The 24192-nt window shown below is 69.1% G+C and carries 22 protein-coding genes and 1 pseudogene; 11 read left to right on the top strand and 12 right to left on the bottom strand.

Annotated features, from left to right (window positions below; translation table 11 throughout):
- Together F8M74_RS25650 and F8M74_RS25655 are read right to left on the bottom strand one after the other, a co-directional pair.
- The coding region (locus F8M74_RS25650) for a TIGR04563 family protein (RefSeq protein ID WP_163884564.1) at positions 1-217 on the bottom strand (217 nt) is incomplete at its 3' end.
- Positions 218-223: 6 nt separating this feature from the next.
- Entirely contained in the window at positions 224-427 is a 204-nt protein-coding gene (locus F8M74_RS25655) for a TIGR04563 family protein (protein ID WP_002638649.1), read from the bottom strand.
- 454 nt (positions 428-881) lie between these two features.
- Here F8M74_RS25655 and tilS point away from each other — a divergent pair, with 454 nt between their 5' ends.
- Both tilS and ftsH read left to right on the top strand, forming a co-directional pair.
- On the top strand, positions 882-2237 hold the full coding sequence (tilS, locus tag F8M74_RS25660) for a tRNA lysidine(34) synthetase TilS (RefSeq protein WP_141256575.1): 1356 nt from the start codon (positions 882-884) through the stop codon (positions 2235-2237).
- Positions 2238-2417: 180 nt separating this feature from the next.
- Entirely contained in the window at positions 2418-4334 is a 1917-nt protein-coding gene (gene ftsH / locus F8M74_RS25665) for an ATP-dependent zinc metalloprotease FtsH (RefSeq protein WP_141256574.1), read from the top strand.
- A 99-nt stretch (positions 4335-4433) separates the two neighbouring features.
- On the opposite strand, the gene F8M74_RS25670 is transcribed toward ftsH, so the two are convergent.
- From F8M74_RS25670 to F8M74_RS25680, 3 genes are all read right to left on the bottom strand, one after another.
- Positions 4434-5360, bottom strand: coding sequence for a pirin family protein (locus tag F8M74_RS25670; protein ID WP_011554359.1), 927 nt, complete (start codon positions 5358-5360; stop codon positions 4434-4436).
- Positions 5361-5391: 31 nt separating this feature from the next.
- Complete coding sequence (locus tag F8M74_RS25675; protein WP_141256573.1) at positions 5392-6087, bottom strand: pirin family protein; 696 nt, start codon at positions 6085-6087, stop codon at positions 5392-5394.
- A gap of 128 nt (positions 6088-6215) precedes the next feature.
- Positions 6216-7097: a LysR family transcriptional regulator gene (locus F8M74_RS25680; protein ID WP_141256572.1), complete on the bottom strand. Its 882-nt coding sequence runs from the start codon at positions 7095-7097 to the stop codon at positions 6216-6218.
- A gap of 134 nt (positions 7098-7231) precedes the next feature.
- Here F8M74_RS25680 and F8M74_RS25685 point away from each other — a divergent pair, with 134 nt between their 5' ends.
- The 8 genes from F8M74_RS25685 to tsaE all read left to right on the top strand — a co-directional run bounded on the left by F8M74_RS25685 (position 7232) and on the right by tsaE (position 14459).
- Positions 7232-7780, top strand: coding sequence for a YceI family protein (locus tag F8M74_RS25685; protein ID WP_141256571.1), 549 nt, complete (start codon positions 7232-7234; stop codon positions 7778-7780).
- 71 nt (positions 7781-7851) lie between these two features.
- Positions 7852-8256, top strand: a complete 405-nt coding sequence (locus F8M74_RS25690; RefSeq protein WP_141256570.1) for an OsmC family protein — start codon at positions 7852-7854, stop codon at positions 8254-8256.
- Between the two features lie 86 nt (positions 8257-8342).
- Positions 8343-9557: a dihydropteroate synthase gene (folP, locus tag F8M74_RS25695; RefSeq protein ID WP_141256569.1), complete on the top strand. Its 1215-nt coding sequence runs from the start codon at positions 8343-8345 to the stop codon at positions 9555-9557.
- 261 nt (positions 9558-9818) lie between these two features.
- Positions 9819-11213 carry a phosphoglucosamine mutase gene (gene glmM, locus F8M74_RS25700; RefSeq protein ID WP_141256568.1) on the top strand — a complete coding sequence of 465 codons (1395 nt, stop codon included), beginning with the start codon at positions 9819-9821 and terminating at the stop codon, positions 11211-11213.
- Positions 11214-11324: 111 nt separating this feature from the next.
- A complete protein-coding gene (locus F8M74_RS25705; protein ID WP_141256567.1) occupies positions 11325-12050 on the top strand; it encodes a pyridoxine 5'-phosphate synthase in 726 nt (241 codons plus the stop codon).
- A 6-nt stretch (positions 12051-12056) separates the two neighbouring features.
- Entirely contained in the window at positions 12057-12437 is a 381-nt protein-coding gene (acpS, locus tag F8M74_RS25710) for a holo-ACP synthase (protein ID WP_011554351.1), read from the top strand.
- 4 nt (positions 12438-12441) lie between these two features.
- Complete coding sequence (locus F8M74_RS25715) at positions 12442-13977, top strand: NAD(P)H-hydrate dehydratase (protein WP_141256566.1); 1536 nt, start codon at positions 12442-12444, stop codon at positions 13975-13977.
- Positions 13974-14459 (top strand): tRNA (adenosine(37)-N6)-threonylcarbamoyltransferase complex ATPase subunit type 1 TsaE, encoded by a 486-nt coding sequence (gene tsaE / locus F8M74_RS25720; RefSeq protein ID WP_141256565.1) that lies wholly within the window; start codon positions 13974-13976, stop codon positions 14457-14459. Before F8M74_RS25715 ends, tsaE begins: the two co-directional genes overlap by 4 nt.
- Positions 14460-14625: 166 nt before the next feature.
- Here the strand turns inward: tsaE and F8M74_RS38065 are convergent, their stop codons facing one another.
- From F8M74_RS38065 to F8M74_RS25750, 7 genes and pseudogenes are all read right to left on the bottom strand, one after another.
- Positions 14626-15108, bottom strand: coding sequence for a hypothetical protein (locus tag F8M74_RS38065; protein ID WP_228560313.1), 483 nt, complete (start codon positions 15106-15108; stop codon positions 14626-14628).
- 7 nt (positions 15109-15115) lie between these two features.
- Positions 15116-15520 (bottom strand): annotated as a pseudogene (locus F8M74_RS38070) (pentapeptide repeat-containing protein); the annotation flags it as partial.
- A 77-nt stretch (positions 15521-15597) separates the two neighbouring features.
- Positions 15598-16461, bottom strand: a complete 864-nt coding sequence (locus tag F8M74_RS25730; RefSeq protein ID WP_141256564.1) for a class II glutamine amidotransferase — start codon at positions 16459-16461, stop codon at positions 15598-15600.
- 90 nt (positions 16462-16551) lie between these two features.
- On the bottom strand, positions 16552-17817 hold the full coding sequence (gene hutI, locus F8M74_RS25735) for an imidazolonepropionase (protein ID WP_141256563.1): 1266 nt from the start codon (positions 17815-17817) through the stop codon (positions 16552-16554).
- Between the two features lie 3 nt (positions 17818-17820).
- The gene (locus tag F8M74_RS25740) at positions 17821-18576 is read right to left on the bottom strand and encodes a hypothetical protein (RefSeq protein ID WP_141256562.1); all 756 of its coding nucleotides are present in this window, start codon (positions 18574-18576) and stop codon (positions 17821-17823) included.
- Positions 18577-18578: 2 nt separating this feature from the next.
- On the bottom strand, positions 18579-20234 hold the full coding sequence (gene hutU, locus F8M74_RS25745) for a urocanate hydratase (RefSeq protein ID WP_011554344.1): 1656 nt from the start codon (positions 20232-20234) through the stop codon (positions 18579-18581).
- Positions 20235-20342: 108 nt separating this feature from the next.
- Positions 20343-21551: a BON domain-containing protein gene (locus F8M74_RS25750; RefSeq protein ID WP_141256561.1), complete on the bottom strand. Its 1209-nt coding sequence runs from the start codon at positions 21549-21551 to the stop codon at positions 20343-20345.
- A 248-nt stretch (positions 21552-21799) separates the two neighbouring features.
- Between F8M74_RS25750 and F8M74_RS25755 the strand changes: the two genes are divergently transcribed.
- The gene (locus tag F8M74_RS25755) at positions 21800-24178 is read left to right on the top strand and encodes an FdhF/YdeP family oxidoreductase (RefSeq protein ID WP_141256560.1); all 2379 of its coding nucleotides are present in this window, start codon (positions 21800-21802) and stop codon (positions 24176-24178) included.
- Positions 24179-24192: the final 14 nt, after the last annotated feature.

Below are 24192 nucleotides of genomic sequence, written 5' to 3' on the forward strand. Positions count from 1 at the left end.
GGCGTGGAAGGTGGCGCGCGGGGGCCGCGGGGCGAGGAGGCGGGCTGAGCACGTCGTTGACCGACGGCATCTTCCGGATGTCCCCGCGCGCCACCTTCCACGCCTGCTGGACAATCCAGGACAGCGAGCGGTCCTGCCTCGTCGCCTCACGCTGGATCTCCTCCAGCATGTCCTCGGGGAAATAGAGACTCTGTTTACGATGGTCCGTCGTAGCCATCCGTCGTTACTCCTCCCGAGGGTCCTGGCGCTCGTCGCCAGTCACGTCATTCACGGCGGGGAACGACTTGATGCGCTCGCGGGCGATCTTCCACGCCTGCTGCACGACCCAGGAAAGGGAGCGGTCCTGACGGGTCGCCTCTTCCTGGATCTCCTTCAGCATCTCCTCGGGGAAGTACAGCGACTGCTTGCGCTTGTCGGTGCCTGCCATACTTGGGTCTCCGGGGCGGATTCGGGGTGACGACCTGAACACACCTGGGCCGTTATCCGACAGACTCCCAAGAGGGTCAACGGTTTCCAAGGACTCATTCCGAGGTCGCACGCTCCGTCCCCTTGCTCGTCCAGTTGCACGTAAGCTGTGCAACCATGCGCGAAAAAGGAAACGCCCCGGACTCCACGAGGAAGTCCGGGGCGCTTCGGAAAGAGGGACCGCCCGGAGAAATCTCCAGGCGGGCCCGTGGACCCAGAGGGGGAGGGGGGGGACCCCTAGGTCCAACAGCTTAAAATTCGACCGTCTCAAGAACAGCGTTCGCGGCCGCGTGTATTTCCGCTACCGCATCAACGCCGATTCGATGTTGTGGCGATCATAAGAATCAGCCCCCCTGCCTTCAACCGCACGTGCCTCTGTAACCCGCTCACCCGACACTCCATTCCACCGCGGTCCGATGCCCCGTCACGATTCCGCCACGCAGCTGCTGACGACGACGCTTCAAGAGGCGTACACCCGCCTGGGACTCGAGGGAGGTTCGGTGCTGCTCGCCGTTTCCGGCGGCGCGGACTCCACGGCCCTCCTGGTGGGAACCGCGCACGTCGCCGAGCGACTCCGGCTTCGCGTGGAGGTGGCCTCGCTGGACCATGGCCTGCGTCCCGAAGCGGCGGAGGAGGCCCGCCAGGTGTCCGCCCTGGCGTCCGCGCGGGGGCTGCCCTGCCACGTCCAGGCGCTGCGGCTGCATCCAGGGGCCGGCATCGAGGCGCGCGCGAGGGAGGCTCGCTACGCGACGTTGGAGGCGCTCCGCCGTGAGCGGGGCCTGGACGTGGTGGCCACCGCGCACACCGCCACGGACCAGGCGGAGACGCTGCTCATGCGCCTGGCACGAGGCACCGCCCTGCGCGGCGCGGTGGGCATCCACGAAGCGCGCCCCGGACTGGTGCGCCCCCTGCTGTGGTGCACGCGGGAGGATGTGGTGGCCTTCCTGGCGGAACAGGGTGTCGCCTACACGACAGACCCGATGAACGCCGACCCTGTCCACTTCCGGACGCGCGTTCGCCTTGGAGTGCTACCCGCCCTGTCGCGCGCCGCCGGCTTCGCGGTGGAGGGGCACCTGGCCGCCTTCGCGCGGGTGGTCGCGGAGGACGAGTCGCTGCTGGCGTCCATGGCGGACGCGGCCTTCGACCGGCTGCGCCTGGAGGATGGCGCCCTGGATGCGGTGGGCGTGCGCGCGCTGGAGCCCGCGCTGCGCCGGCGGGTGCTCGCCCGGCTGGTGGCCAGCACGGAGGCCGCGGTGGATGAGGCCACGCTGGCCCGCGTGCAGCGCGCGGTGGCCCAGGGCGGCACGGCCACGTTGGGGCGGGGCTACGTGCTGCGCGCGACCAGCGGACGGGTGCGCTGCGTGCGGCAGGTGCCGTCCACCCCACCGGCTGAACTTCGGCTGGAGCACGCGGGTTCGCGGGGCGCGCTCGTGGGGACGGGCTGGAATTTTTCCGTCGAGTTCGCACCTCCACCTGCGGGCGTGCTCGGGCTGGCGCTCGGGGACGGGACGCGCTGGCCGCTGACCGTGCGGACACGTCGCCCCGGCGACCGGGTGTGCACTGTTGGGGGACAACGCAAGCTTCAAGATGTGTTGGTTGATCTTCGGGTGCCCGCGGAAGCACGGGCCACGCGGCCGGTGGTGGCGGATGCCGAGGGGCAGGTGTTGTGGCTCCCCGGCCTCTGGCCACCGGTGGTTCCGCGTGCGGCCGCCAGGGAGTATCTCTGGGCGGTCCCCCCCGGTTCGAGCATTCAGCGGACCGCGGCGTTATAGAGTGGCAGAGTCGCAGTTCGGGGGATGGGCGCGGCCCCCTAAATAGTTGAGGGCTTTTTACTGTTGCTGATACGGTCCGTCGCTGGGTAGCTCGCCTGGTGTCGGCCAAGTGATGGATAAAGCTGGGGTTCTTCCCAGCGCGGCCCTCATCCCGCCGAGTTCCGAAAGGGCAGCTGACACGTGCGTTCGACTTACAAGACCATCGGGCTCTGGGTCATCCTGATCGTCCTCTTCGTCGCCTTCTACAATTTCTTCTCCCAGGGCAACGACCAGGTCCAGGAACCGTCCTTCACCCAGTTGCTGACGAAGGTGGAGGAGAAGAAGGTCCAGGAGGTTGCCGTCAAGGGCAACACCTATTCCGGCAAGTTCACCGACACGTCGGAGAAGTTCCGCACGACGGGGCCGGCGCCGGATGCGGCCATGCTGAACCAGCTCCGCAGCAATGGCGTGGACGTGAAGTACGAGCGGGAGGAGCAGAACAGCCTCTGGCTGACCATCCTCGGTCAGTGGATGCCGGTCGTCTTCCTGTTCCTGTTCTTCATCTTCTTCATGCGCCAACTGCAGGGTGGCAGCGGCAAGGCGATGACCTTCGGCAAGTCGAAGGCCAAGCTCCTCAGCGAGAGCCACAACAAGGTCACCTTCGCGGACGTGGCCGGCGCGGACGAGTGCAAGGAAGAGCTCGAGGAGATTGTCGCCTTCCTCAAGGATCCGAAGAAGTTCACCAAGCTGGGCGGCCGCATTCCCAAGGGCGTGCTGATGATGGGCTCGCCGGGAACGGGCAAGACGCTGCTCGCCCGCGCGGTGGCCGGCGAGGCCGGCGTGCCGTTCTTCTCCATCTCCGGCTCGGACTTCGTGGAGATGTTCGTGGGCGTCGGCGCCAGCCGCGTCCGTGACCTCTTCGAGCAGGGCAAGAAGAACGCCCCCTGCATCATCTTCATCGACGAAATCGACGCTGTGGGCCGTCACCGTGGCGCGGGCCTGGGCGGTGGACACGACGAGCGCGAGCAGACGCTCAACCAGCTCCTCGTGGAGATGGACGGCTTCGAGTCCAACGACGGCGTCATCCTGATTGCCGCCACCAACCGTCCGGACGTGTTGGATCCGGCGCTCCAGCGTCCCGGCCGCTTCGACCGGCGCATCGTGGTGCCGCGTCCCGACGTGAAGGGCCGCCTGGGCGTGCTGAAGGTGCACACCCGCCGCGTGCCGCTGGCGCCGGAAGTGGACCTGGAGGTCATCGCTCGCGGTACGCCGGGCATGACGGGCGCGGACCTGGAGAACCTCGTCAACGAGTCGGCGCTGATGGCCGCGCGGCAGAACAAGGAGCGCGTGGACCTGAGCGACTTCGAGGCCGCCAAGGACAAGGTCTTCATGGGCCCCGAGCGGCGCTCCATGATCATGACCGAGAAGGAGAAGAAGAACACCGCCACCCACGAGGCGGGCCACGCGCTGCTGGCCAAGCTGCTTCCGGGCTGCGACCCGCTCCACAAGGTCACCATCATCCCGCGCGGCCAGGCCCTGGGCGTCACCTGGAGCCTGCCCACCGAGGACAAGGTCAACGGCTACAAGAAGCAGATGCTGGACCAGATCTCCATGGCCATGGGCGGGCGCATCGCCGAAGAGCTCATGTTCGACGAGATGAGCAGCGGCGCCGCCAACGACATCGAGCGTGCCACCGAGACGGCCCGCGCCATGGTGTGCCGCTGGGGCATGAGCGAGAAGATGGGCCCCCTGGCCTTCGGCAAGAGCGACGGTGAGGTGTTCCTGGGCCGCGACTTCAACTCGTCCAAGGACTACTCCGAGGACACCGCCCGGCAGATTGACGCCGAGGTCCGCAACATCGTCGTGGGCTGCTACGAGCGCGGCAAGCAACTGCTGACGGAGAACATCGAGGCCCTGCGCCGCGTGTCCGACGCGCTGGTGGAGTACGAGACGCTGGACGCCGAGGACGTCAACATCCTCCTCCAAGGTGGGCAGCTGACCCGTGAGCGTCCGCCCCCGCGCGTGAATGCGCCCCCGAAGGCGACGGAGAAGAAGGACAAGCGGAAGATTCTCGACGCGCTCGAGGGCCTGCCGGCGATGGAGCCGAAGAAGGCCTGAGCTTCACGCCCTTCCAGCGGTTGAGCTGAAATGAAGAAGGCCCTTCCCAGCAGCGTGGGAAGGGCCTTCTGCTTTGCGGGCTCCTGGGAGCCCGCGCGCCTACGGGTAGCGCACGGGGAGGGGGGCCTCGGGCAGGGGGATGAACTCCGTCTCGTCCGGGACGGCGGCGAAGCGGCCGGCCTTCCAGTCCTCCTTCGCCTGCTCCAGCCGCTCCTTCGAGCTGGAGACGAAGTTCCAGAAGATGTAGCGCGGCCCGTCCATGGGCTCCCCGCCGAGCACCAGCAGCCGCGCCGCCGCGGTGGCGTGGAGGGTGACGGCGCCGCCGGGCCGGAAGACGAGAAGCTCTCCCGGCTCGAAGGCCATGCCGTCCACCTCCACGGTGCCCTGGACGAGGTACATCGCCCGCTCCTCGTGCTCGGCCGGAACCACGAAGCGCGCGCCGGCCTCCAACGCCACGTCCGCGTAGAACATGTCCGACAGCGTCTGCACCGGCGAGCGCTGACCGTGCACGGTGCCGGTGATGACGCGCATCCGCGCGCCCTCACCCTCGTGGCAGGGCATCTGGTCCTCGGGGTGGTGGACGAACGCTGGGGCCGTCTCCTCGTGGCGCTTGGGCAGCGCCACCCACGCCTGCATGCCAAAGAGCTTGCTGCCCGCGGCGCGTGGGCCGGGGCCGGTGCGCTCCGAGTGGACGATGCCGTTGCCCGCCGTCATCCAGTTCACCGCGCCGGGGCGGATGGGCTGCACCGTGCCCAGGCTGTCCCGGTGCATGACTTCTCCGTCGAAGAGGTAGGTGACGGTGGCCAGCCCGATGTGCGGATGGGGCCGCACATCCAGGCCGTGGCCAGGTTGGAAGCCGGCGGGGCCCATCTGGTCCAGAAAGATGAAGGGCCCCACCATCCGGCGGCGGGCCGAGGGCAGCGCGCGCCGCACCTCGAACCCGTCGCCCAGGTCGCGTGAGGGCGCGACGATGAGTGTCTCCATCGAAGGGGGAAGCTGCTCCGCGTTCAAGTCGTCCCGGCTCATGTCGTGCTCCCTTTCGTTCAGCGATGTGGCCTCAGGCCAGGTCGAACAGCAGCGCTTCCACCGGCTCCGTGGCGGAGAGGACGAGCTGCGACTCGTCCGCCACGGCGACGCCGTCCCCCGCTTTCAACTCCACGCCGTTGAGCGTGGCCTTGCCCCGCGCCATCTGCAGCCAGGCGTGGCGGCCCGGAGCGAGCGTGTACGTCGCCTGCTCGCCCGTGCCCAGCAGCGTCGCGTGAAGCACCACGTCCTGGTGCACCGTGAGGCTGCCGTCGCGGGCGTCCGGGCTGGCCACCACCCGCCAGCGGCCCTGGCGCTCGGCCTCCGGGAAGGCCTTCTGCTCGTAGCCAGGCGTCAGGCCTTTGCGGTCCGGGATGATCCAGATCTGCAGGAAGTGGAGGTTCTCATCCGTGCCGTTCATCTCGCTGTGCAGGACACCGGTGCCGGCCGTCATCCGCTGGATTTCACCGGCGCGCAGCAGGCCCTCGCCGCCCGTGCTGTCGCGGTGGGCAATGGCGCCGCTCAGCGGGTAGGTGATGATTTCCATGTCCCGGTGAGGGTGCGTACCGAAGCCCTCGTGGGGCGCGACGCGGTCCTCGTTGATGACGCGCAGGGCTCGGAAGCCCATGAAGTCCGGGTCGTAGTAACCGGCGAAGGAGAAGGTGTGGTGGGAGTCCAGCCAACCGTGGTTGGCGTGACCGCGGGCTTCCGAGGGGCGAATGGCAATCATGGCGTTCCTTTCCGCGGCAGAACCTGGATGGCGGCCGCTGTTTCGAGAGTCATGATGTGCGTGAGGGCCTTTCGGGACTAGGCGTGGACAATGGGAAGCATCGTTCCACAGATGGAACGATGTCCCGTTCAGCCGGGGATGGGCCAGTGCTCGCGCAGGCACTCCACGAAGGCCATCACCTTGGGGGAGTGGTGCCGCGCGCTCGGGTAGACGGCATGGACGGGCGCGCCCGTGGAGCTCCAGTCCGGCAGGATGCGCTGCAAGCGCCCGGCGGCCAGCTCCGAGGAGAAGTGGAGGTTGGGGAGCAGGGCGATGCCGGAGCCCGCCCGCGCCACCGCGTAGAGCATGTCCGGCTCATTCACGACGATTCGGGCGGGCACCTTGACGTCCACCGAGCGGTTGCCGGAGTGGAGCGTCCAGATGTTGTTCTCCAGGCCCGCGCCGAAGAGGAGGCAGTCGTGCTTCTCCAAATCCTTCGGAGCCTTGGGCGTCCCGCGCGCCTTGAGATAGCTGGGCGCCGCGATGACGACGCGCTCCACGATGCCCAGCCGCCGCGCCATGAGTGACGAGTCCGCCAGCCGCCCGGCGCGAATCGCCACGTCGAAGCCTTCCGCCACCAGGTCCACGTTGCGGTCGGTACACACCATCTCGAGCTGGACCTCGGGGTACTGCTTGATGAAGGTGGACACCAGCGGCCCGATGAAGCTGAACGTCAGCGGCGTCGTCACGCGCAGCAGGCCATGGGGGGCTGCCTGCATCCGCGTCACGGCCAGCTCGGCCTGCTCCGCCTCCGCGACGATGCGCGCGCAGTGCTCGTAGTACGTCCGGCCCACGTCGGTGAGGCGCAGCTTGCGCGTGGTGCGTTGGAGCAACTGCGCGCCGACCCGTGTCTCCAGCTCCGACACCTTCCGGCTCACCGTGGACTTGGGCATCCGCAGCCCACGCGCCGCGGCGGTGAAGCTGCCTGCCTGTACCACGCGTGCGAAGACGAGCAGCTCGTTGAGGTCCATCTCCCGTCCTTCCCGGAGCGTTGTTCCGTGGGTGGAACAGTTCTTCCAGTCTGGCCCATCTAATCAAGCGCGGGGGGCACCGCTACCTTCCTCCTCGTCGAACACACCGCTTCACACAAAAAGGAAGGCACCTCATGGCCACCACGACCTGGAACATCGACACCACCCACTCCGGCATCCACTTCTCCGTCCGCCACATGGTCATCGCGAAGGTTCGCGGCAGCTTCCGCAAGTACAGCGGCGCCGTTTCGCTGGACGAGCAGGACGTCACGAAGTCCTCCGTCGCCGTCACCATCGAGACGGCCAGCATCGACTCCGGCGTCGAACAGCGTGACAACCACCTGCGCTCGCCGGACTTCTTCGACGTGGAGAAGTTCCCCAGCATCACGTTCAAGAGCACGAAGGTGGAGAAGGCGTACGGCAACGGGCTGAAGGTGACGGGCAACCTGACCATCCGCGACATCACCCGCGAGGTGGTGCTGGACGCCGAGCAGCTCGGCGGGGGCAAGGACCCGTGGGGCAACGTCAAGGCCGCGTTCGAGGCGAAGACGTCGGTGGACCGCCGCGACTTCGGCCTGACGTGGAACCAGGCGCTGGAGACGGGCGGCGTCCTCGTCGGTGAGAAGATTGAAATCGCCATCGAGGTCCAGGCGGTGAAGGCGCAGGCCGAGCAGGCGGCCTGAGTCACCCACGCGGACCGCTCCGGAGGCGCCTTCACCGGGCCTCCGGTCCACCTTCTTCTCCCGGAGCCCCCATGAAGACCCACAGCCAGACCGAGAAGCCCGGAGCGTTTCGCCAGGTCCTGCAGACCGGCACCCATACCCTGCATGCGGACGTGGCCCCCGCGCTGGGCGGAGAGGACTCCGCGCCCAGCCCGCACGACTACTTCGACGCCGCGCTGGCGGCATGCAAGGCCCTGACGGCCACGTGGTACGCGAAGCGTAACGGCCTGGCCCTGGAGCGTGTGGAGACGCACGTCGAACGGGATGATTCGCGGGAGCGGCAGGGCACCTACACGCTGAAGGTGAAGCTGGCGTTCCACGGGGCGCTGTCGCCGGCGGACATGCAGCGGCTGTACAACGCCGTCGCGCAGTGCCCCATCCACAAGCTGATGACGACGTCCACGGTGGACATCGTGACCGAGCCGCTCGAAGCCTGAGCCCCCGGGCGCGCTCGGGAGCGGTAGGGTAGGGATGCGCGTCCCGTCCTGGTGGCGGTACGCGGTCCCCTCCCTGGAGCCTCCCGATGATTCGCGCCCGCCCCCTGACGTCAGAGCACCCGGAGGACCTCATCCTGGCCTTCCGGCGCATGGGGCTGACGGAGCCCACGCAACGGGCCCTGCTGGAGACGCTGCCATTCACTCGGCTCCTCCTCACCGGGTTGAGTCTCCAGGACGCGGCCTTCCTCCAGACGCTGTCTGATGCGTTCCCCGAATGGCTTCCCGGGGACGCCCATTCCCGTTCGGGGACGGGGCTGCTGACGGGGCGCGCAGCGCAGTTCCAGCGGCTGGTGACGGCCGCTCGCACCGACGCCCGGGGCCTGTCCGCGTTGGCATCGGCGGTGGCGTCCGCGCTGGCCGCGGGCGTGGCGCCGGCGGTGCTGACGCTGGGCGCCCGGCGCTTCGAGTGGGGCTCCCGCACCTACGTCATGGGCGTGGTGAACGCGACGCCGGACAGCTTCTCGGATGGCGGGCGCTATGCCGGGACGGAAGCCACCATCGCCCACGGGTTGGCCTTGGCCGAGGCGGGGGCGGACCTGCTCGACGTGGGCGGTGAGTCCACCCGGCCCGGCTCCCTGCCGGTCAGTGCCGACGAGGAACTGGCGCGGGTGATTCCCGTCATCGAGGGCCTGCGGGCCCGGACCGATGTGCCTCTTTCCGTGGACACCACCAAGGCCGGGGTGGCGCGCGAGGCGTTGAAGGCCGGTGCGCACCTCATCAATGACATCACCGGTTTCAGCTCCGATGTCGGCCTGCCCCGCGTGGTGGCCGAGGCCGGCGCCGCCTGCTGCCTGATGCACATCCAGGGCACTCCGGCCACGATGCAGCAGGCGCCGCGCTACGACGACGTCGTCGAGGACGTGCTGGCCTTCCTGGAGGCCGCCATCATCCGGGCCGAGTCGGCGGGCATCCCCCGGGGGCGCATCCTCCTGGACCCCGGCATCGGGTTCGGGAAGACCTTCGAGCACAACCTCTTCCTGCTGCGCCGCCTCCCGGAGCTGCGCGTGCTGGGGCTGCCGTTGCTGGTGGGCACGAGCCGCAAGGGCTTCCTCGGCCGGTTGGCGGGGGGCAAGCCTGCCTCCGAACGGCTGGCGGCGACGTTGGGCTCGGTGGCCTCCATGGCGACGGTGGGCGGGGCCGACGTGGTCCGCGTCCATGATGTGCCTGAGGCCCGGGACGCGTTGGCCGTCGCGGACGCCATCCGGCGGTGCGAAGACGGAGGAACGTTCTACGCCCGGTAACAAGGTGTGGCTTACAGCCCTCAAGCTGTGGCCGGAATCTTCACCTTCCGCTGGCCGCCCCCCGAGCCGCCGTGTATGGACGGCTGCGATTCGGTTGGTACTGATTTCGCAACCTCTTTTAGTCTGCGTCGGCCCGCATGCCTGGGCGGTTGCCCAGGGAGCAGTGGGTTCCTAACTTCGAGCCCGCGTGGTGGGCGGGGTATAAGCCCCGACGTCGAGAGGCCGGCGCAGGCCCGGCGTGGGAAAGGCGGAGCGGCACACATGGCGTACAGGATGAACATGCCTCCGAAGGAGGCGCGGGCTTCCCAGAAGCTGTTCGGCACGGATGGTGTTCGTGGGAAGGCGAACGTCTATCCCATGACTGCCGAGGTCGCGATGCAGCTCGGGCGGGCGCTTGCGTTCCTCATCCGCAACGGCCCGCACCGCCACCGCGTCATCGTTGGCAAGGACACGCGGCTGTCCGGCTACATGTTGGAGCAGGCGCTGGCCTCCGGCCTCACCTCCATGGGCGTGGACGTGGAGCTCGTCGGGCCGCTGCCGACCCCGGGCATCTCCAACATCACCACCTCCATGCGGGCGGACGCGGGCGCCGTCATCTCCGCGTCCCACAACCCCTACGAGGACAACGGCATCAAGTTCTTCTGGCGCGACGGCTTCAAGCTGCCGGACGAGACGGAAGGCAAGATTGAGGAACTGGTGTCCAGCGGCTCCATCGACTCCATCCGTCCCACGGCCACGAAGATTGGCCGGGCCTTCCGCATGGAGGACGCGCGGGGCCGCTACATCGTCTTCCTGAAGGCCACCTTCCCGCGCGAGCTGACGCTGGAGGGGATGACCATCGTCGTCGACTGCGCCAACGGCGCGGCCTACAAGACGGCGCCCGCCGTGCTGGAGGAACTGGGCGCCAAGGTGATTGCGCTCGGCGTTTCGCCGGACGGCAAGAACATCAACCACAAGTGTGGCGCCCTCTATCCGGAGAACCTGGCCAAGACGGTGGTGAAGCACGGCGCGCATCTGGGCATCGCCCTGGACGGTGACGCCGACCGCCTCATCGTCGTGGACGAGAAGGGCAAGGTCGTCGACGGCGACGCCATCATGGCCATCTGCACGGGCGAGCTGGTTGCCCGCAAGCAGCTGAAGAAGAAGATGTTGGTCTCCACGGTGATGAGCAACATCGGCCTGGAGCGCGCGGTGGCGCGCTGGGGCGTGAAGGTGGCTCGCACGCGCGTGGGTGACCGCTACGTCGTCGATGAGATGCGCCGCAATGGCTACAACCTGGGCGGCGAGCAGAGCGGCCACCTCATCTTCCTGGACCACACCACCACCGGTGACGGAACCCTGGCGGCGCTCCAGTTGCTGGCGGTGATGTGCCGGGCGGGCAAGCCGCTGAGCGAGCTGGCCTCCATCTTCGAGCCCGTGCCCCAGACGCTGGTCAACGTCGTCGTGAAGCAGAAGAAGGAACTGGGCGAGCTCCCGACGGTGATGAAGGTCATCAAGAGCGTGGAGCAGCGGCTGGGCAACACCGGCCGGGTGCTGGTGCGCTTCTCCGGCACCGAGCCCAAGGCCCGCGTCCTCATCGAGGGCGAGGACGCCGCCCGCAACCAGGCCTACGCGAAGGAAATCGCGGACGCGCTGTCCAAGGCCCTCAGCGTCTGAGGGCCACTGCGAACGGTGGTTGACTTCCGGACGCAGCCAGCGTGAAGAAGGACCGGCGCGCACCGGGGCCTTTCGACAATCCCATGGCCGCGCACGAGCGAGGTGCGGTCGATGGGACAGCGACTGGGTGTCAACGTGGACCATGTGGCGACGCTGCGTCAGGCGCGGCGCACCACGTATCCGGATCCGGTGACGGCCGCGGCGCTGGCGGAGCTTGCCGGCGCGCAGCAAATCACCATCCACCTGCGCGAGGACCGGCGTCACATCCAGGACCGGGATTTGCGCATCCTTCGTGAGACGACGCAGACGCTCCTGAACCTGGAGATGGCCGCCACCGCGGAGATGGTGAAGATCGCCTACGAGCACAAGCCGGACGTGGTGACGCTGGTGCCCGAGCGCCGCGAGGAGCTCACCACGGAGGGCGGCCTGGAGGTCGCCAACCAGCGCGAGCACATCGCGAAGATCATCAAGAACCTGAAGGACGGCGAGATTTCCGTCGCGCTCTTCATCGACCCGGACCTGGACCAGGTCCGGGCGGCGCACAAGGTGAACGCGGACCGCATCGAGCTGCACACGGGCCGCTACTGCGAGGCGCGCAACGAGAAGGAGCGGGCCCGGGAGCTGGCGCGCATCATCGACGCGGCCAAGGCGGGTACCAAGCTGGGCCTGGGCGTGGCCGCGGGCCATGGGCTCAACTACGACAACGTGCAGCCGATTGCCCGCATCTCCGAAATCGACGAGCTGAACATCGGGCACGCCATTGTCGGGCGCGCGGTCCTGGTGGGCTTCGAGCGCGCGGTGCGCGAGATGCTCGAACTCATGCGCAACCCGGGGTAGGGCGCCATGGGAATCCGCGGCCTGGGCCTGGATATCTGCTCCATCTCCCGCATCCAGCGCATCCTGGACGGGCCGCGCGCGGAGCCCTTCCTGAACCGCGTCTACACCGAGGCGGAGCGGGCCCTGTGCGGCCGGCGCAGTGACGCGGCCAGTGCCTATGCCGCGCGCTTCGCCGCCAAGGAGGCCCTGGTGAAGGCGTTGGGCGCGCCGCCGGGCATCCGCTGGAAGGACATGGAGGTCCGGCGGCAGGGCGGAGCGCCTTATTTCGCACTGTCCGGCGTGGCCCTGGAGGTCATGGAGGCGCGAGGGCTGGAGGCCTTCCTCGCGCTGACCCACGATGCGGACGTCGCCGCCGCTACGGTGGTGCTCCAATCGAAGGGGGATTGAAGCCATGTTGCGCGTCCTCACCGCCGCCCAGATGCGTCAGGCCGAGCAGGCCGCCGAAACCCGCCACGGCATGCCCTCCGCGTTGCTGATGGAGAACGCCGGGCGGGGGCTCGCGGAGGTGGCTCGGGGGCTCATCGGCTCGGGTGGGCGCTTCGTGGTGGTGTGTGGACCGGGCAACAATGGAGGGGACGGGCTGGTGGCCGCGCGCTTCCTCCGGGAGGGCGGCGCCTGCGTGTCGGTGGTGATGGTGGGCGACGCCGCGAAGCTGACGCCCGAGGCGCGCCGGAACGTGGAGGCGGTGAAGGGCTTCGGTGTGACGCCGCGCACGCTGGAGGCCGTGGAGCCGGCTAGGCGCGGTGACGTGGTGGTGGACGCGCTCTTTGGCACGGGATTGAGTCGTGCACCCGCGGGGGCCTTCGCGGACGCCGTGTCGGCGATTCGTGGCTGGCGGGCAGCAGGGGCCAAGGTCGTGGCGGCGGATGTGCCGTCCGGGCTTCAGAGCGACACGGGAGCGTCTTTCTCGCCGTGTGTGGAGGCGGATGCCACCGTGGCGTTCGGCTTCCTCAAGCCGGGGCAGGTGCTGGAGCCGGGGGCCTCGCTGTGTGGCCGCGTGCACCAGGTGGACATCGGCATGGGGGGCGAGTCCTCGAAGGAGGTCTCCGGTCCCGAGCTCTTCGTGGTGGAGGAGTCGGACGCGCGCCGCACATTGCCGGCGCGGAAGGCGGACTCTCATAAGGGGACCTTTGGCCACGTGCTGGTGGTGGCGGGCAGCTGGGGAAAGACAGGGGCCGCGGCGCTGGTGGCGAAGGCGGCGCTGCGCTCCGGGGCGGGGCTCGTGACAGTGGCCGCTCGCGCGGATGCGCTGGACACCATCCAGGCGCATTCAGCGGAAATCATGGGCATCCCGCTGGAGGCTTCCGGGCCGCTGGGCATGGGTGACCTGGACGCGCTGGTGGCGGCGGCGGAGGGGAAGGATGCGCTCGTCATCGGGCCGGGGATTCCTCGGGGCCCGGAGACGGGGGCGCTGATTGGCGAGCTGTTGTCGTGCGTGGAGGTTCCCGCGGTGCTGGACGCGGATGCGCTCAATGCGGTGGCCACGGACTTGTCGGTGCTGCGCCGGGCGAAGGGGCCGGTGGTGATGACGCCGCACCCGGGAGAGATGGCCCGGCTGACGGGCAAGTCCACGAAGGAAGTCCAAGCGCACCGGCTGGACGTGGCGCGGCAATTCTCCGTGGGTTCGAAGGTGACGCTCGTGCTGAAGGGGGACCGGACGCTGACGAGTGACGCGGACGGGCGCGTGTACCTCAACACCACGGGCAACTCGGGCATGGCGACGGGGGGCTCGGGGGATGTCCTGTCCGGGATTTGTGGCGCGTTCCTGGCTCAGTCGCTTCCGATACCCTCGGCCATCTGGACGGCGGTGTACGCGCACGGGCTCGCTGGGGACCTGGCGGCGGCGAAGCGCGGGCAACTGGGATTGGTTGCAGGGGACATCGTGGAGCAGGGGCTGTGCGAGGTGTGGCTGCGGTGGGAACGATGAGCACGGAAGCGTCGGCTGCGCGTGTGCGGACGGTACGGCTGGAGTCTCCCGAGGAGACGCACCGGCTGGGTGTGCGCCTGGGTGAGTTGCTGGAGCCCGGTGACTTCGTGGGGCTGATTGGCGACCTGGGCGCGGGAAAGACGCACCTGGTGCGCGGAGTGGCGGACGGGGCGAACGTTCCTCGCTCCGAGGTGGCGAGCCCCACGTTCGCGATTGTGTATCCGTATTCGGGACGCATCCCGCTGTACCACGCGGACCTGTACCGGCTGACGGACTACGACGACCTGTACGCCACGGGCTTCCTGGACCTGGAAGGCACCGAGAGCGCGATGCTGGTGGAGTGGTTGGACAAGATTCCGCAGGCTGCGCCGCGCGACTACCTGCGCGTTACGCTGAAGCACGCGGGCGGCGAGGCACGCGAGCTGATGGCGGAGGCGTTTGGTGTACGGCCTGCGGCGTTGCTTGCCGCGTGGATGGGCTGACTCGAAGGGGTGTGCCGAACTGCCACCAGCCTGACCACGCCTCCCTGGGTGGTTTGGGCGCGTGCTGTTCGGAAATGTCGGGGGTTTTAGCGGCGACGAAAGTCCCGACATTTCCGAACAGGAGCTGCTCAGCCTCAATCGGGGCCCCGTCGCCCGCGTGGCCTGTTCACGCTTTGGCGCTGCCTCCGCGTAACCATTGTTCCTGGACCGTCAGGGGGGCGAAGGCTTGCAGTTGCCTCAGCCAGCGGTGAGCCTGACAGGTGGGGTGCCCGGCGTGGGGCTCGCGTAAGCCGAGCACGTTGCGTCCAACGGTCGCCGCCCACTCCAGGCTCTCTCGGATGTTGTCCCGTCGCGGCAACTCATGATGCATGAGTCGTTCGCGCACCCGGTCATCGCAGGATGGATCGCGGAGCACCGCGGCCACCATGAGCTGAGGGTGGACCCAGCTCCATTCATCGAGCCGCGCCCAGAGTGTCGCCAGCGTGGCCTCGTCGGCTCCCGCTAGCACGATGCCTGCAGCCGCCATCAGCACGATGCGCCAGTTCTTCTCGTGCAGAATGGCGCGCAGCTCCGACTGGACGTGGCGGATTCCATTGGACGCACGTGAGGAGTGCGCCTTCCAGGTCGCAGAGGAACAACCTCGCGTCACGCAGGTCCGCGTTGCGGAGGTCCGCGTTCAGCAAGATGGTCTGTTCGAGCTGAGCGCCTCGAAACCGGGCTCGGCGGAAGGAACTCCCCGTCAAGTTGGACGCCGTGAGCCGGGTGCCTTCCAGCTGAGCGTCATCCCATTGGGTACCTAACGCGACACACGCATGGAGGCTCGCGTGGTTCAGCCGCGCGAGCCGGAGCGATGCGCCCGTGAGTGTTGCCAGGTCGAGCTGGGCGTACTCCAGCCCGCTGCTATCGAGCCTCGCCCCGTCCAGCCGCGCGCGCACCAGGTCTGCGGATGCCAGGTCCTGCCCTGACAGGTCGATGCCTCGGAGGTCTCGTGGGTTGTCACCCAGCTCGGAGGTTGCCACGAAACCGCTCAAGGCCTCGGGCCAGTTGCCCCGCAGCCCCATTTGCAGGAGCTCCGAGCGCCGCCGCTGCCCGTCGACCGTCTGCCACCGTTCGATGAGTTCGGCGCGCAACCGAGGCCTCAGGCCATGGTGGGCGACGCGGCCGGCTTCACGGCGGGGAAGAGGTCCGGGCCCGCGAGCTCCGGTACGCGCCAGTGGTGGAACACGAGGTTCGCGTCCACGCCGATGACGTCCTCCTCAGCCACCGGTGCCCAGTACGGCCCGCCACACAGTGACTCACTGGCCACGACGAGCTGCTCCAACTTCGTTCCTGGCGCCGGCAGCTTCGGCAGGTCGTCGCGCGACGGGCCCGTGGACACGAACAGCGTTCGGTTGCGCCGCGAGGCCACCATCAACTCGCCGTCGGACACGAGGAAGTTCATCGCCGAGCGGCCATCCTGACCCGAGGCATCCGTGATGGCCGCCACCAGCGTCATCGTCTCCGCCAGCGCGCGCGCCACTGCCGACACCGAAACCTGCCGGTCAATCGGATGCCGGGCGCCCAAGCGGGTGAGGAACAGGTAGAAGCACCGCTCGCTGTCCGTGGTGCCCTTGATGTTCGTCCGCAGGCTCGGGCAGATGAGCGCTTCCACGGCAGCCCGGTGCTGCGCGAACTCCCGCAGCGTACCGTTATGCACGAACGACCAGCGGCCATGCAGGAAGGGGTGCGAGTTGCGCAGCTCCACCGCGCCCACCGAGGCCAACCGGATGTGCGCCACCACCGTGTGGGAGGATACCCGGCTGCTCACCCGCTCGAAGTCCGGGTCGCTGTGCGCGGGCCCCACACCGTGCGCCACCACCGGCGCCTGCTCGGCGCCGTAGGCCGCGATGCCCCATCCATCCTTGTGCTCGCGCGACTGGATGAGGAGCGAGTTCTTCTCCGTTACCAACGAGGGGTGCACGGCGGCGGGAATCGCTGAACGGAATCCAAATAGTCGGCACATGGCTAGCAACGATGACTCTTAACGTCCGGCCCTGACGGATGTCGTCCCGTCTTTATCCACTCGGAGCCGCTGTGTCTCTGCGACGCCGGTTCACGCGCAGCTTTCCATCTGCTGCCGGACAGCGATGCGTCCGGCCTTCACGACCACTCGCGCGTGCGCTACCCCTAGATGGTAGGGCAGGTGGCGGTACGAAGCACAGCTGAAGACCACCAGGTCGCCCGCGTCACCCACGGTCAGCCTTCCGTGCCGTTGCAGTCCCAAAGACATTGCCGCGCCACGGGTGGCTCCCCAATACGCCTCTGCCGCAGTAAGCCCGTTTTCCAGACACGCGAGTCCCAGCGCCAGCGCTGTGTTTTCACTCATGGCGGAACCGGGGTTGACGTTGGTACCCAAAGCGACGTTGAGCCCCGCATCGCGGATGCGGCGTCCAGGCGCGTAGGGCCGCATGCGCAGGAACAGCGTGGAGGTGGGAACGAGCACCGCCGTGACGTTGGCGTCCGCCAGCGCCTTGAGTCCCGCGTCCGTCACCTGCTCCAGGTGGTCCGCCGTGGCGGCCCCCAACTCCGCGGCGAGCTCGGAGGCACCACACGCGGTGAGCTGGTCCGCATGCAGCCGCGGCACCATTCCCAGTGCCCGGCCCGCGCTCAAGATGCGGCGCGCCTCGTCCACGGTGAAGGCGCTGTCTTCCACGAAAACGTCACAGAAGCGCGCCAGCCCCTCGCGCGCGACGGCGGGAAGAATCTCCTCGATGCACAGCCGCACGTAGTCCTCGCGCTTGCCGCGGTACTCCTCCGGCACGGCGTGCGCGCACAGCAGCGTGGGGACCAGCTCCAGCGGCGTCAGCGTCCCGAGCCGCCGCACCGCGCGCAGCATCTTCAGCTCCGTCGCCAGGTCGAGCCCGTAGCCGCTCTTCACCTCCGCCGTCGTGACGCCCTGCTCCAACAGGCGCTTCGTGCGGGGGAGGGCGAGCCGCACCAGTTCCTCCTCGCTCGCGGCCCGCGTTGCCCGCACCGTGCCGGCGATGCCACCGCCCGCCTTGGCAATCTCCAAGTAGGTGGCGCCCTGGTTGCGCAGGTCGAACTCCGCCGAGCGCTCACCGGCGAAGACGAGGTGAGTGTGGGGGTCCACGAAGCCGGGGCCCACGAAGCCACCCTGGGCGTCCACCACCTCGGTGCCAGGGCCGACCGCACCCGTGGGGAGGCCGGCCTCGGGGCCCACGTAGGCGATGCGTCCTTCGCGCACACCCACCACCGCACCTGGGCGTGGGGTGAGGGCATCCTCCGCGCGCTCGCGGTGCGAGCCTTCCACCGTCAGCACTTCGGAGGTGTTGCGCACCAGCAGGTCCAGCACGTCCATGGCTCAACGTCCTCCGCGTGCGCCCATGATGGGCACGTTCCAGCTCACACCCTTGCCAACCTTCGCGCGGCCAAACCCGCCGGACAGCTCGAAGTCGTTCTTTCCGCCCCAGGAGACGCGCGCCGCCACCACGCCGCCGTAATACAACGCTTGCTCGTTGCGCCCGTGCGACACCACCGTGTGCCACGACGCGAAGGGCACCAGGCCAATGGACACGTTCTTCTCCGGCTGCATCGTGAGCGCGCACGACACCTCCGCGCCGAAGATGGTGCCCGGCCCGCCGCGCGGGGTGCCCAGCTCGAAATCACTGGCGCCTCGCAGCGACAACGCCGGGGCCAGGCCCAGCCGCTCCGAGCCCACGTAGTACGAGGCCCCGGCGTACAGCCCGTACCCGGGCAGCGGGATGGGCAGGAGGAACTCGCCCTGAAGCCCGGTGTGCAGATGCAGCCGCTCGGACAGGGGCACCGTCAGGGCCGCGTCGAACGCCACGCCCCACTGCTGCGTGGAGAAGCTCGACTCGTTTCCCCGAAAGCTGTTTCCCGTTCCGAGGCTGCCCTGCGTCCCCGCGATGGGCGCGCTCAGCCGGGGGCCGGAGCGCATGCCGACCTGCATGACGTTGCGGTCCGGCGCCCCGGGCCCCATCCGCATCACCATGGGGCCCATCGCCGTGGGGGCGCACCCCGTCAGTCCCACGACGGCGGCGCCCCACAGTCCGACCCCTGCCGCGCACAAGCGCTTCACTGCGGCCTCCTGCTTCATCTTCAGGTGGTGATGCCGGGAATCTTCACGCCGCGCTCTTTCGCCACCTCGATGGCCTCCGGGTAGCCCGCGTCCGCGTGGCGCAGCACGCCCATGCCGGGGTCGCTGGTGAGCACGCGCTCGATGCGGCGCGCGGCCTCCGGCGTTCCGTCCGCGACGATGACCTGACCGGCGTGCAGCGAGTAGCCCATGCCCACGCCGCCGCCGTGGTGGAAGGACACCCACGAGGCGCCGTTCACCGCGTTCACCAGCGCGTTGAGGATGGGCCAGTCCGCGACCGCGTCCGTGCCGTCCTTCATCGCCTCCGTCTCGCGGTTGGGCGACGCCACCGAGCCGCAGTCCAGGTGGTCCCGGCCGATGACGATGGGCGCCTTCACCTCGCCCTTGCGCACCAGCTCGTTGAACGCGAGGCCCGCCTTGGCGCGCTCGCCATACCCCAGCCAGCAGATGCGCGAGGGCAGGCCCTGGAACGCCACGCGCTCCTCGGCCATGTTCAGCCAGCGCTGGAGCGAGGCCTTCTGGGGGAACAGCTCGCGCACCACGCGGTCGGTGACGCGGATGTCCTCCGGGTCGCCGGAGAGCGCCACCCAGCGGAAGGGCCCCATGCCCTCGCAGAAGAGGGGACGGATGTAGGCGGGGACGAAGCCGGGGAACTCGAAGGCGTTCTCCATGCCGCCCAGCTCCGCCTGCCCGCGCAGGTTGTTGCCGTAGTCGAAGACGTGGCTGCCGGCCTTCTGGAAGTCGTTCATCGCCTGCACGTGCATCATCATCGACTCGCGCGCGCGGCGGACGTACGTCTCCGGATCCCGCTGGCGCAGCTCGGCGGCGGCCTCCAGCGACAGGTCCGTGGGGATGTAGCCGTTGAGCGGGTCATGGGCGCTCGTCTGGTCTGTGACGAGGTCCGGCTTGATGCCGCGGCGGTACAGCTCGCGGAACACCGATGCCGCGTTGCCGATGACGGCGATGGAGCGGCCCACGCGCTTCTCCTGGGCGTCCTTCACCAGGGCCAGCGCCTCATCCAGGTCCTTGGCGACGACGTCCAGGTAGCGCGTCTCCACGCGGCGGCGAGCGCGCGTGGGGTCGATCTCCACGCCGAGGAACACCGCGTTGTTCATGGTGGCGGCCAGCGGCTGCGCGCCACCCATGCCACCCAGACCGCCGGAGAGGATGAGGCGGCCCGCCAGGTCGTCGGTGCCGAAGTGGAAGCGGCCGGCGGCGGCGAACGTCTCGTAGGTGCCCTGGAGGATGCCCTGCGTGCCGATGTAGATCCACGAGCCCGCGGTCATCTGGCCGTACATCATCAGGCCCTTCTTCTCCAGCTCGTGGAAGTGCTCCCAGTTGGCCCAGCGGCCCACGAGGTTGGAGTTGGCGATGAGCACGCGCGGCGCGTCCGGGTGCGTGCGGAAGATGCCCACGGGCTTGCCGGACTGGACGAGCAGGGTCTCATCGTCGCCCAGGTTCTGGAGGCTCGACACGATGCGGTCGAAGGAGGGCCAGTCGCGGGCGGCCTTGCCGGTGCCGCCGTAGACGACGAGGTCCTCGGGGCGCTCGGCGACGTCCGGGTCGAGGTTGTTCATCAACATCCGGAGCGCGGCCTCCTGGACCCAGCCCTTGCAGGACAGGGTGGAACCGTGGGGGGCGCGGATGACGCGGGACATGAACGGACTCCTAGAGTGTGGCGGACGGAAAGGCCCGGCACACTACCTGAACCAGCGTGCTTCCGGGCCACCGCGATGTCCGCGTCGCGCCGCGTCGCGTCCGCCGCCTCACGAATGCAGCGTGTCGTCGTCGGAGGCGTCCATACCCGGAGTCTGGACGGGGCTGCGTGACGCGGGCCGGTCCATGACGCCGTCCTCGCGGTCGATGCGAATGTCGTTGATGACCTCCTTCACCCCCAGCACGTCCCGGGCGAGCGCTTCCGTCGCGTGCCGTTCATCCTGGCTGCGCACCACGCCGGCCAGCAGCACCACGCCGTCCCGCACGCGGATGTCCACGTCCTCGGCGTCCACCCAGCTCTGCATCAGCCGGTCGCAGAGGTCCGCCAGGATTCGCTCGCTGGAGCGCCGGTAGCCTCGCGGCGCGCGTCCCCGGGGTGGCGCCCTCACAGGGCCTTCGGGCCGGTAGCGCCCACCCGAAAAGCCACCTTGCCCCAGGTCGTGGTCGTCCGGCCGTGACGGACTGGTGGAGTACCCATCCCACGGTGGCGCCATGTTCTCCACACCGGGGCCGTGGCCCGCGGGCTGTGTGCCCCCGTAGCGGACATCCGTTTCGGCCATGTGGCCGGCGGCGCGCCAGGGCCGGCCCCGGTCCATGCCGCCCGCTTCCCGTCGGCGGCGCTCGTGGGCGTCGTCGGCGCCCCGGTGGCCATGGCGCCTCCCGCCGTGCCCCCGGCGCTCTGGCATCTCAGGTCCGCCCCGGCGTCCTCCCTCCGTCCCCACGTCCTCCAGGACGCCGAGGTAGGGAGGCTCCAGGCGCCAGTCCTCCGCGACTTCGCGGAACGTGCCGCTGGGGCTGTAGCCGGGCCGTCTGGCGATGCGCTCTGGGTCGAAGTGCCGGGCGCGGCGGTCCAGCTCCCGGTCCAGGTCGAAGTCGCGGCCATACTCCCGGCCCTGGTCCAGTGCGCGCGCGGCGCGTCCGAAGTCCACGTCTTGTTGGTAATCGCGTGTGTCCCGGTCCCTCGCCGCGTCCCGGAAGTGCCGCTCGCTGTCGAAGGTGCGTGGAAACGCATCATCCTCGGAGGCCCAACCGCCTCGGCGGTGGTGGCCCCGGTGCGGACCGCCCCGTCGTCGCTCGGCGTCGTCCCGCTCGAAGTCGCCCCTGCGTTCGGACCCGCGCTCGTCGCCGTGCTCATCCCTGTCCGGGGCGCGGGCCCAGGTGCCCCTCGGATGGGTGTGTTCGTCCTCCCAGCCCCTCGAGGGCCGCTGCTCCCGCTCCTTGTCTCCCCATCGCCGGTCGTCGTCGCGCCTGCCGTTCATCTGGATGGCCTCCTCTCGTTGAGCGTTCGCCCAGGGCCTGTCTCCTGACGTTCTGGACCGCGAGCGCTGCTGGCAACGCAGGCAGGCCCCGTCAGGGGCTCGGCCGGGCATGGGGGCCCCGGAGTGCCCGCTGTATGCCGGGGGAGGCGCCAGTCGTTCCATGAGCATTCCCGCGCGGCCAGAGCGCGGTAGAGTCCACAGCAGCGACCGGCCAGCCAGCCAGCCGCGCGATGCCTGGAGGGAGTGCCATGGACGACGGGAGCCGGAACGCACAGGAGCCTGGCGCGCGAGCTTCGTCCGCGCTCACGAAGGCAACGCCCTGCGCCCAGCCTCCCGAGGAGGCCCGTGGTCCCTCCGTGGGGCCCGTCGCGACGGTGGCGGGCGGCATCCCCGCCGTCATCTCCGCCATGCGGCACGTCTACGGTGAAATGGACGTGGTGCGCGGGACGAAGCTGCTGCTCAAGGTGAACCAGAAGGAGGGCTTCGACTGCCCCGGCTGCGCGTGGCCCGACCCGGGACACCGCTCCATGGCGGAGTTCTGTGAGAACGGCGCCAAGGCGGTGGCGGAAGAGGCCATGTCCGCGCGGGCGACGCCGGAGTTCTTCCGTCAATGGAGCGTGGCGGACCTCGCCCTCCAGACGGACCACTGGCTGGGCAAGCAGGGCCGGCTGACGCACCCGATGGTGCTCCGCGAAGGCGCCACGCACTATGCGCCCCTGTCCTGGGACGAAGCCTTCGCGCTGGTGGCCGAGGAGCTGAACGCGCTCGACACGCCAGACGCCGCGAGCTTCTACACCTCCGGGCGTACGAGCAACGAGGCGGCGTTCCTCTACCAGCTCTTCGTGCGGCAGTTCGGCACCAACAACCTGCCGGACTGCTCGAACATGTGCCACGAGTCGAGCGGCTCGGCGCTCAACGAGACGGTGGGCATCGGCAAGGGCACTGTCACGCTGGAGGACTTCGACCAGGCGGATGCCATCTTCGTCATCGGGCAGAACCCGGGGACGAACCATCCGCGCATGTTGTCGTCGCTGGAGGCCGCCGCGCGACGGGGCTGCCAGATTGTCAGCATCAACCCGCTGCCGGAGACGGGGCTCAACCGCTTCAAGCACCCGCAGGACGTGCTGCACCTCATCGGGCCCGGAACGGCGCTCAACTCCCTGTTCGTTCAGGTCCGCATCAACGGCGACGCCGCGCTGCTGCAGGGCATCGCCAAGGCGCTGTTCGAGATGGAGGACGCGAACCCCGGCTCGGTGGTGGCCAAGGGCTTCATCGACGACAAGACGCTCGGCTTCGAGGCCTACGCGGCCCACATGCGCGCGGTGAAGTGGGAGGACGTGGAGGAGGGGAGTGGGGTGTCGCGCGCGCAGGTGCTCGCGGCGGCGGAAATCCTCGCGCGCTCCGAGCGCACCATCTTCTGCTGGGCCATGGGGCTGACGCAGCACCGCAACGGCGTGGCGTGCATTCAGGAAATCGTCAACCTGACGCTGCTGCGCGGCGGTATCGGCAAGCCGGGCGCGGGCCTGTGCCCGGTGCGCGGTCACAGCAACGTGCAGGGCGACCGCACCATGGGCATCTGGGAGAAGCCGCCCGAGGCCCTGTTGACGGCGCTGTCCCGGGAGTTCGGGTTCGAGCCGCCGCGGCACCACGGCATGGACGTGGTGGACACGCTGCTCGCCATGCACGACGGCCGGGTGAAGGTGTTCTTCGGACTTGGTGGCAACTTCCTCTCCGCCACGCCGGACACGGAGTTCACCGCCGAGGCCCTGCGCCGCACGCGCCTCACCGTCCACGTGTCCACCAAGCTCAACCGCTCGCATCTGGTCCACGGACGGCGGGCGCTCATCCTGCCGTGCCTGGGCCGCACCGAGCACGACGTGCAGGCCGGCGGGGCCCAGTTCGTCACCGTGGAGAACTCCATGGGCGTGGTGTCGTCTTCGCGGGGCTCGGTGGCGCCCGCATCGGAGCACCTGCTCAGCGAACCCGTCATCGTCGCCCGGCTGGCGACGGCGGTGCTGGGGGAGCGCTCTCGCGTGCCCTGGCTGTCGCTGGTGGAGGACTACGACCGCATCCGTGAGCAGATTTCGCGCGTCATCCCCGGCTTCGACGACTTCAATCGCCGCGTGCGGGAGCCGGGCGGCTTCGCGCTGCCGAACGGTCCGCGCGAGGGACGCTTCACCACGAAGAGTGGCAAGGCGCACTTCACGGTGCATGCGCTACAGCCCATTACCCTGGAGCCGGGACAGCTCCTGATGATGACGATTCGCACGCATGACCAGTTCAACACCACGGTGTACGGGCTGGATGACCGCTACCGCGGCATCCGCAATGGCCGCCGGGTGGTGTTGCTGCATCCCGCCGACATGAAGGCGCAGGGGCTGGCCGCGGACCAGCTTGTCGACCTGCTGAGCCACTTCGAAGGCGAGACGCGGCTGGCGCGTGGCTTCCGCGTGGTGCCGTACAACATCCCGCGCAGGTGCGCGGCCACCTACTTCCCCGAGGCCAACGTCCTCGTTCCCGTGAACAGCTTCGCGGAGAAGAGCCGCACGCCCACGTCGAAGTCGGTGGTCATCAGCATCACCCCGGCCGGAGAATCGCGGGCCCTGCCCGCTGGCGCGGTGGCATGAGGCGCGTGAGAGAG

The organism is Myxococcus sp. CA023, assembly GCF_010998615.1.
GTDB lineage: Bacteria > Myxococcota > Myxococcia > Myxococcales > Myxococcaceae > Myxococcus.

Excerpts from the sequence above, each read along its gene's own strand:
- F8M74_RS25670 (WP_011554359.1), bottom strand. The coding sequence starts at position 5,360 with ATGAGCCGGGACGACTTGAACGCGGAGCAGCTTCCCCCTTCGATGGAG.
- F8M74_RS25750 (WP_141256561.1), bottom strand. The coding sequence starts at position 21,551 with ATGAACGGCAGGCGCGACGACGACCGGCGATGGGGAGACAAGGAGCGG.
- hutI (WP_141256563.1), bottom strand. The coding sequence starts at position 17,817 with ATGGACGTGCTGGACCTGCTGGTGCGCAACACCTCCGAAGTGCTGACG.
- folP (WP_141256569.1), top strand. The coding sequence starts at position 8,343 with ATGATTCGCGCCCGCCCCCTGACGTCAGAGCACCCGGAGGACCTCATC.
- acpS (WP_011554351.1), top strand. The coding sequence starts at position 12,057 with ATGGGAATCCGCGGCCTGGGCCTGGATATCTGCTCCATCTCCCGCATC.
- glmM (WP_141256568.1), top strand. The coding sequence starts at position 9,819 with ATGGCGTACAGGATGAACATGCCTCCGAAGGAGGCGCGGGCTTCCCAG.
- F8M74_RS25715 (WP_141256566.1), top strand. The coding sequence starts at position 12,442 with ATGTTGCGCGTCCTCACCGCCGCCCAGATGCGTCAGGCCGAGCAGGCC.
- F8M74_RS25755 (WP_141256560.1), top strand. The coding sequence starts at position 21,800 with ATGGACGACGGGAGCCGGAACGCACAGGAGCCTGGCGCGCGAGCTTCG.
- F8M74_RS25690 (WP_141256570.1), top strand. The coding sequence starts at position 7,852 with ATGAAGACCCACAGCCAGACCGAGAAGCCCGGAGCGTTTCGCCAGGTC.
- F8M74_RS25685 (WP_141256571.1), top strand. The coding sequence starts at position 7,232 with ATGGCCACCACGACCTGGAACATCGACACCACCCACTCCGGCATCCAC.
- F8M74_RS25740 (WP_141256562.1), bottom strand. The coding sequence starts at position 18,576 with ATGAAGCAGGAGGCCGCAGTGAAGCGCTTGTGCGCGGCAGGGGTCGGA.
- F8M74_RS25675 (WP_141256573.1), bottom strand. The coding sequence starts at position 6,087 with ATGATTGCCATTCGCCCCTCGGAAGCCCGCGGTCACGCCAACCACGGT.
- F8M74_RS25730 (WP_141256564.1), bottom strand. The coding sequence starts at position 16,461 with ATGTGCCGACTATTTGGATTCCGTTCAGCGATTCCCGCCGCCGTGCAC.
- tsaE (WP_141256565.1), top strand. The coding sequence starts at position 13,974 with ATGAGCACGGAAGCGTCGGCTGCGCGTGTGCGGACGGTACGGCTGGAG.
- F8M74_RS25655 (WP_002638649.1), bottom strand. The coding sequence starts at position 427 with ATGGCAGGCACCGACAAGCGCAAGCAGTCGCTGTACTTCCCCGAGGAG.
- hutU (WP_011554344.1), bottom strand. The coding sequence starts at position 20,234 with ATGTCCCGCGTCATCCGCGCCCCCCACGGTTCCACCCTGTCCTGCAAG.
- F8M74_RS25680 (WP_141256572.1), bottom strand. The coding sequence starts at position 7,097 with ATGGACCTCAACGAGCTGCTCGTCTTCGCACGCGTGGTACAGGCAGGC.
- F8M74_RS25705 (WP_141256567.1), top strand. The coding sequence starts at position 11,325 with ATGGGACAGCGACTGGGTGTCAACGTGGACCATGTGGCGACGCTGCGT.
- tilS (WP_141256575.1), top strand. The coding sequence starts at position 882 with ATGCCCCGTCACGATTCCGCCACGCAGCTGCTGACGACGACGCTTCAA.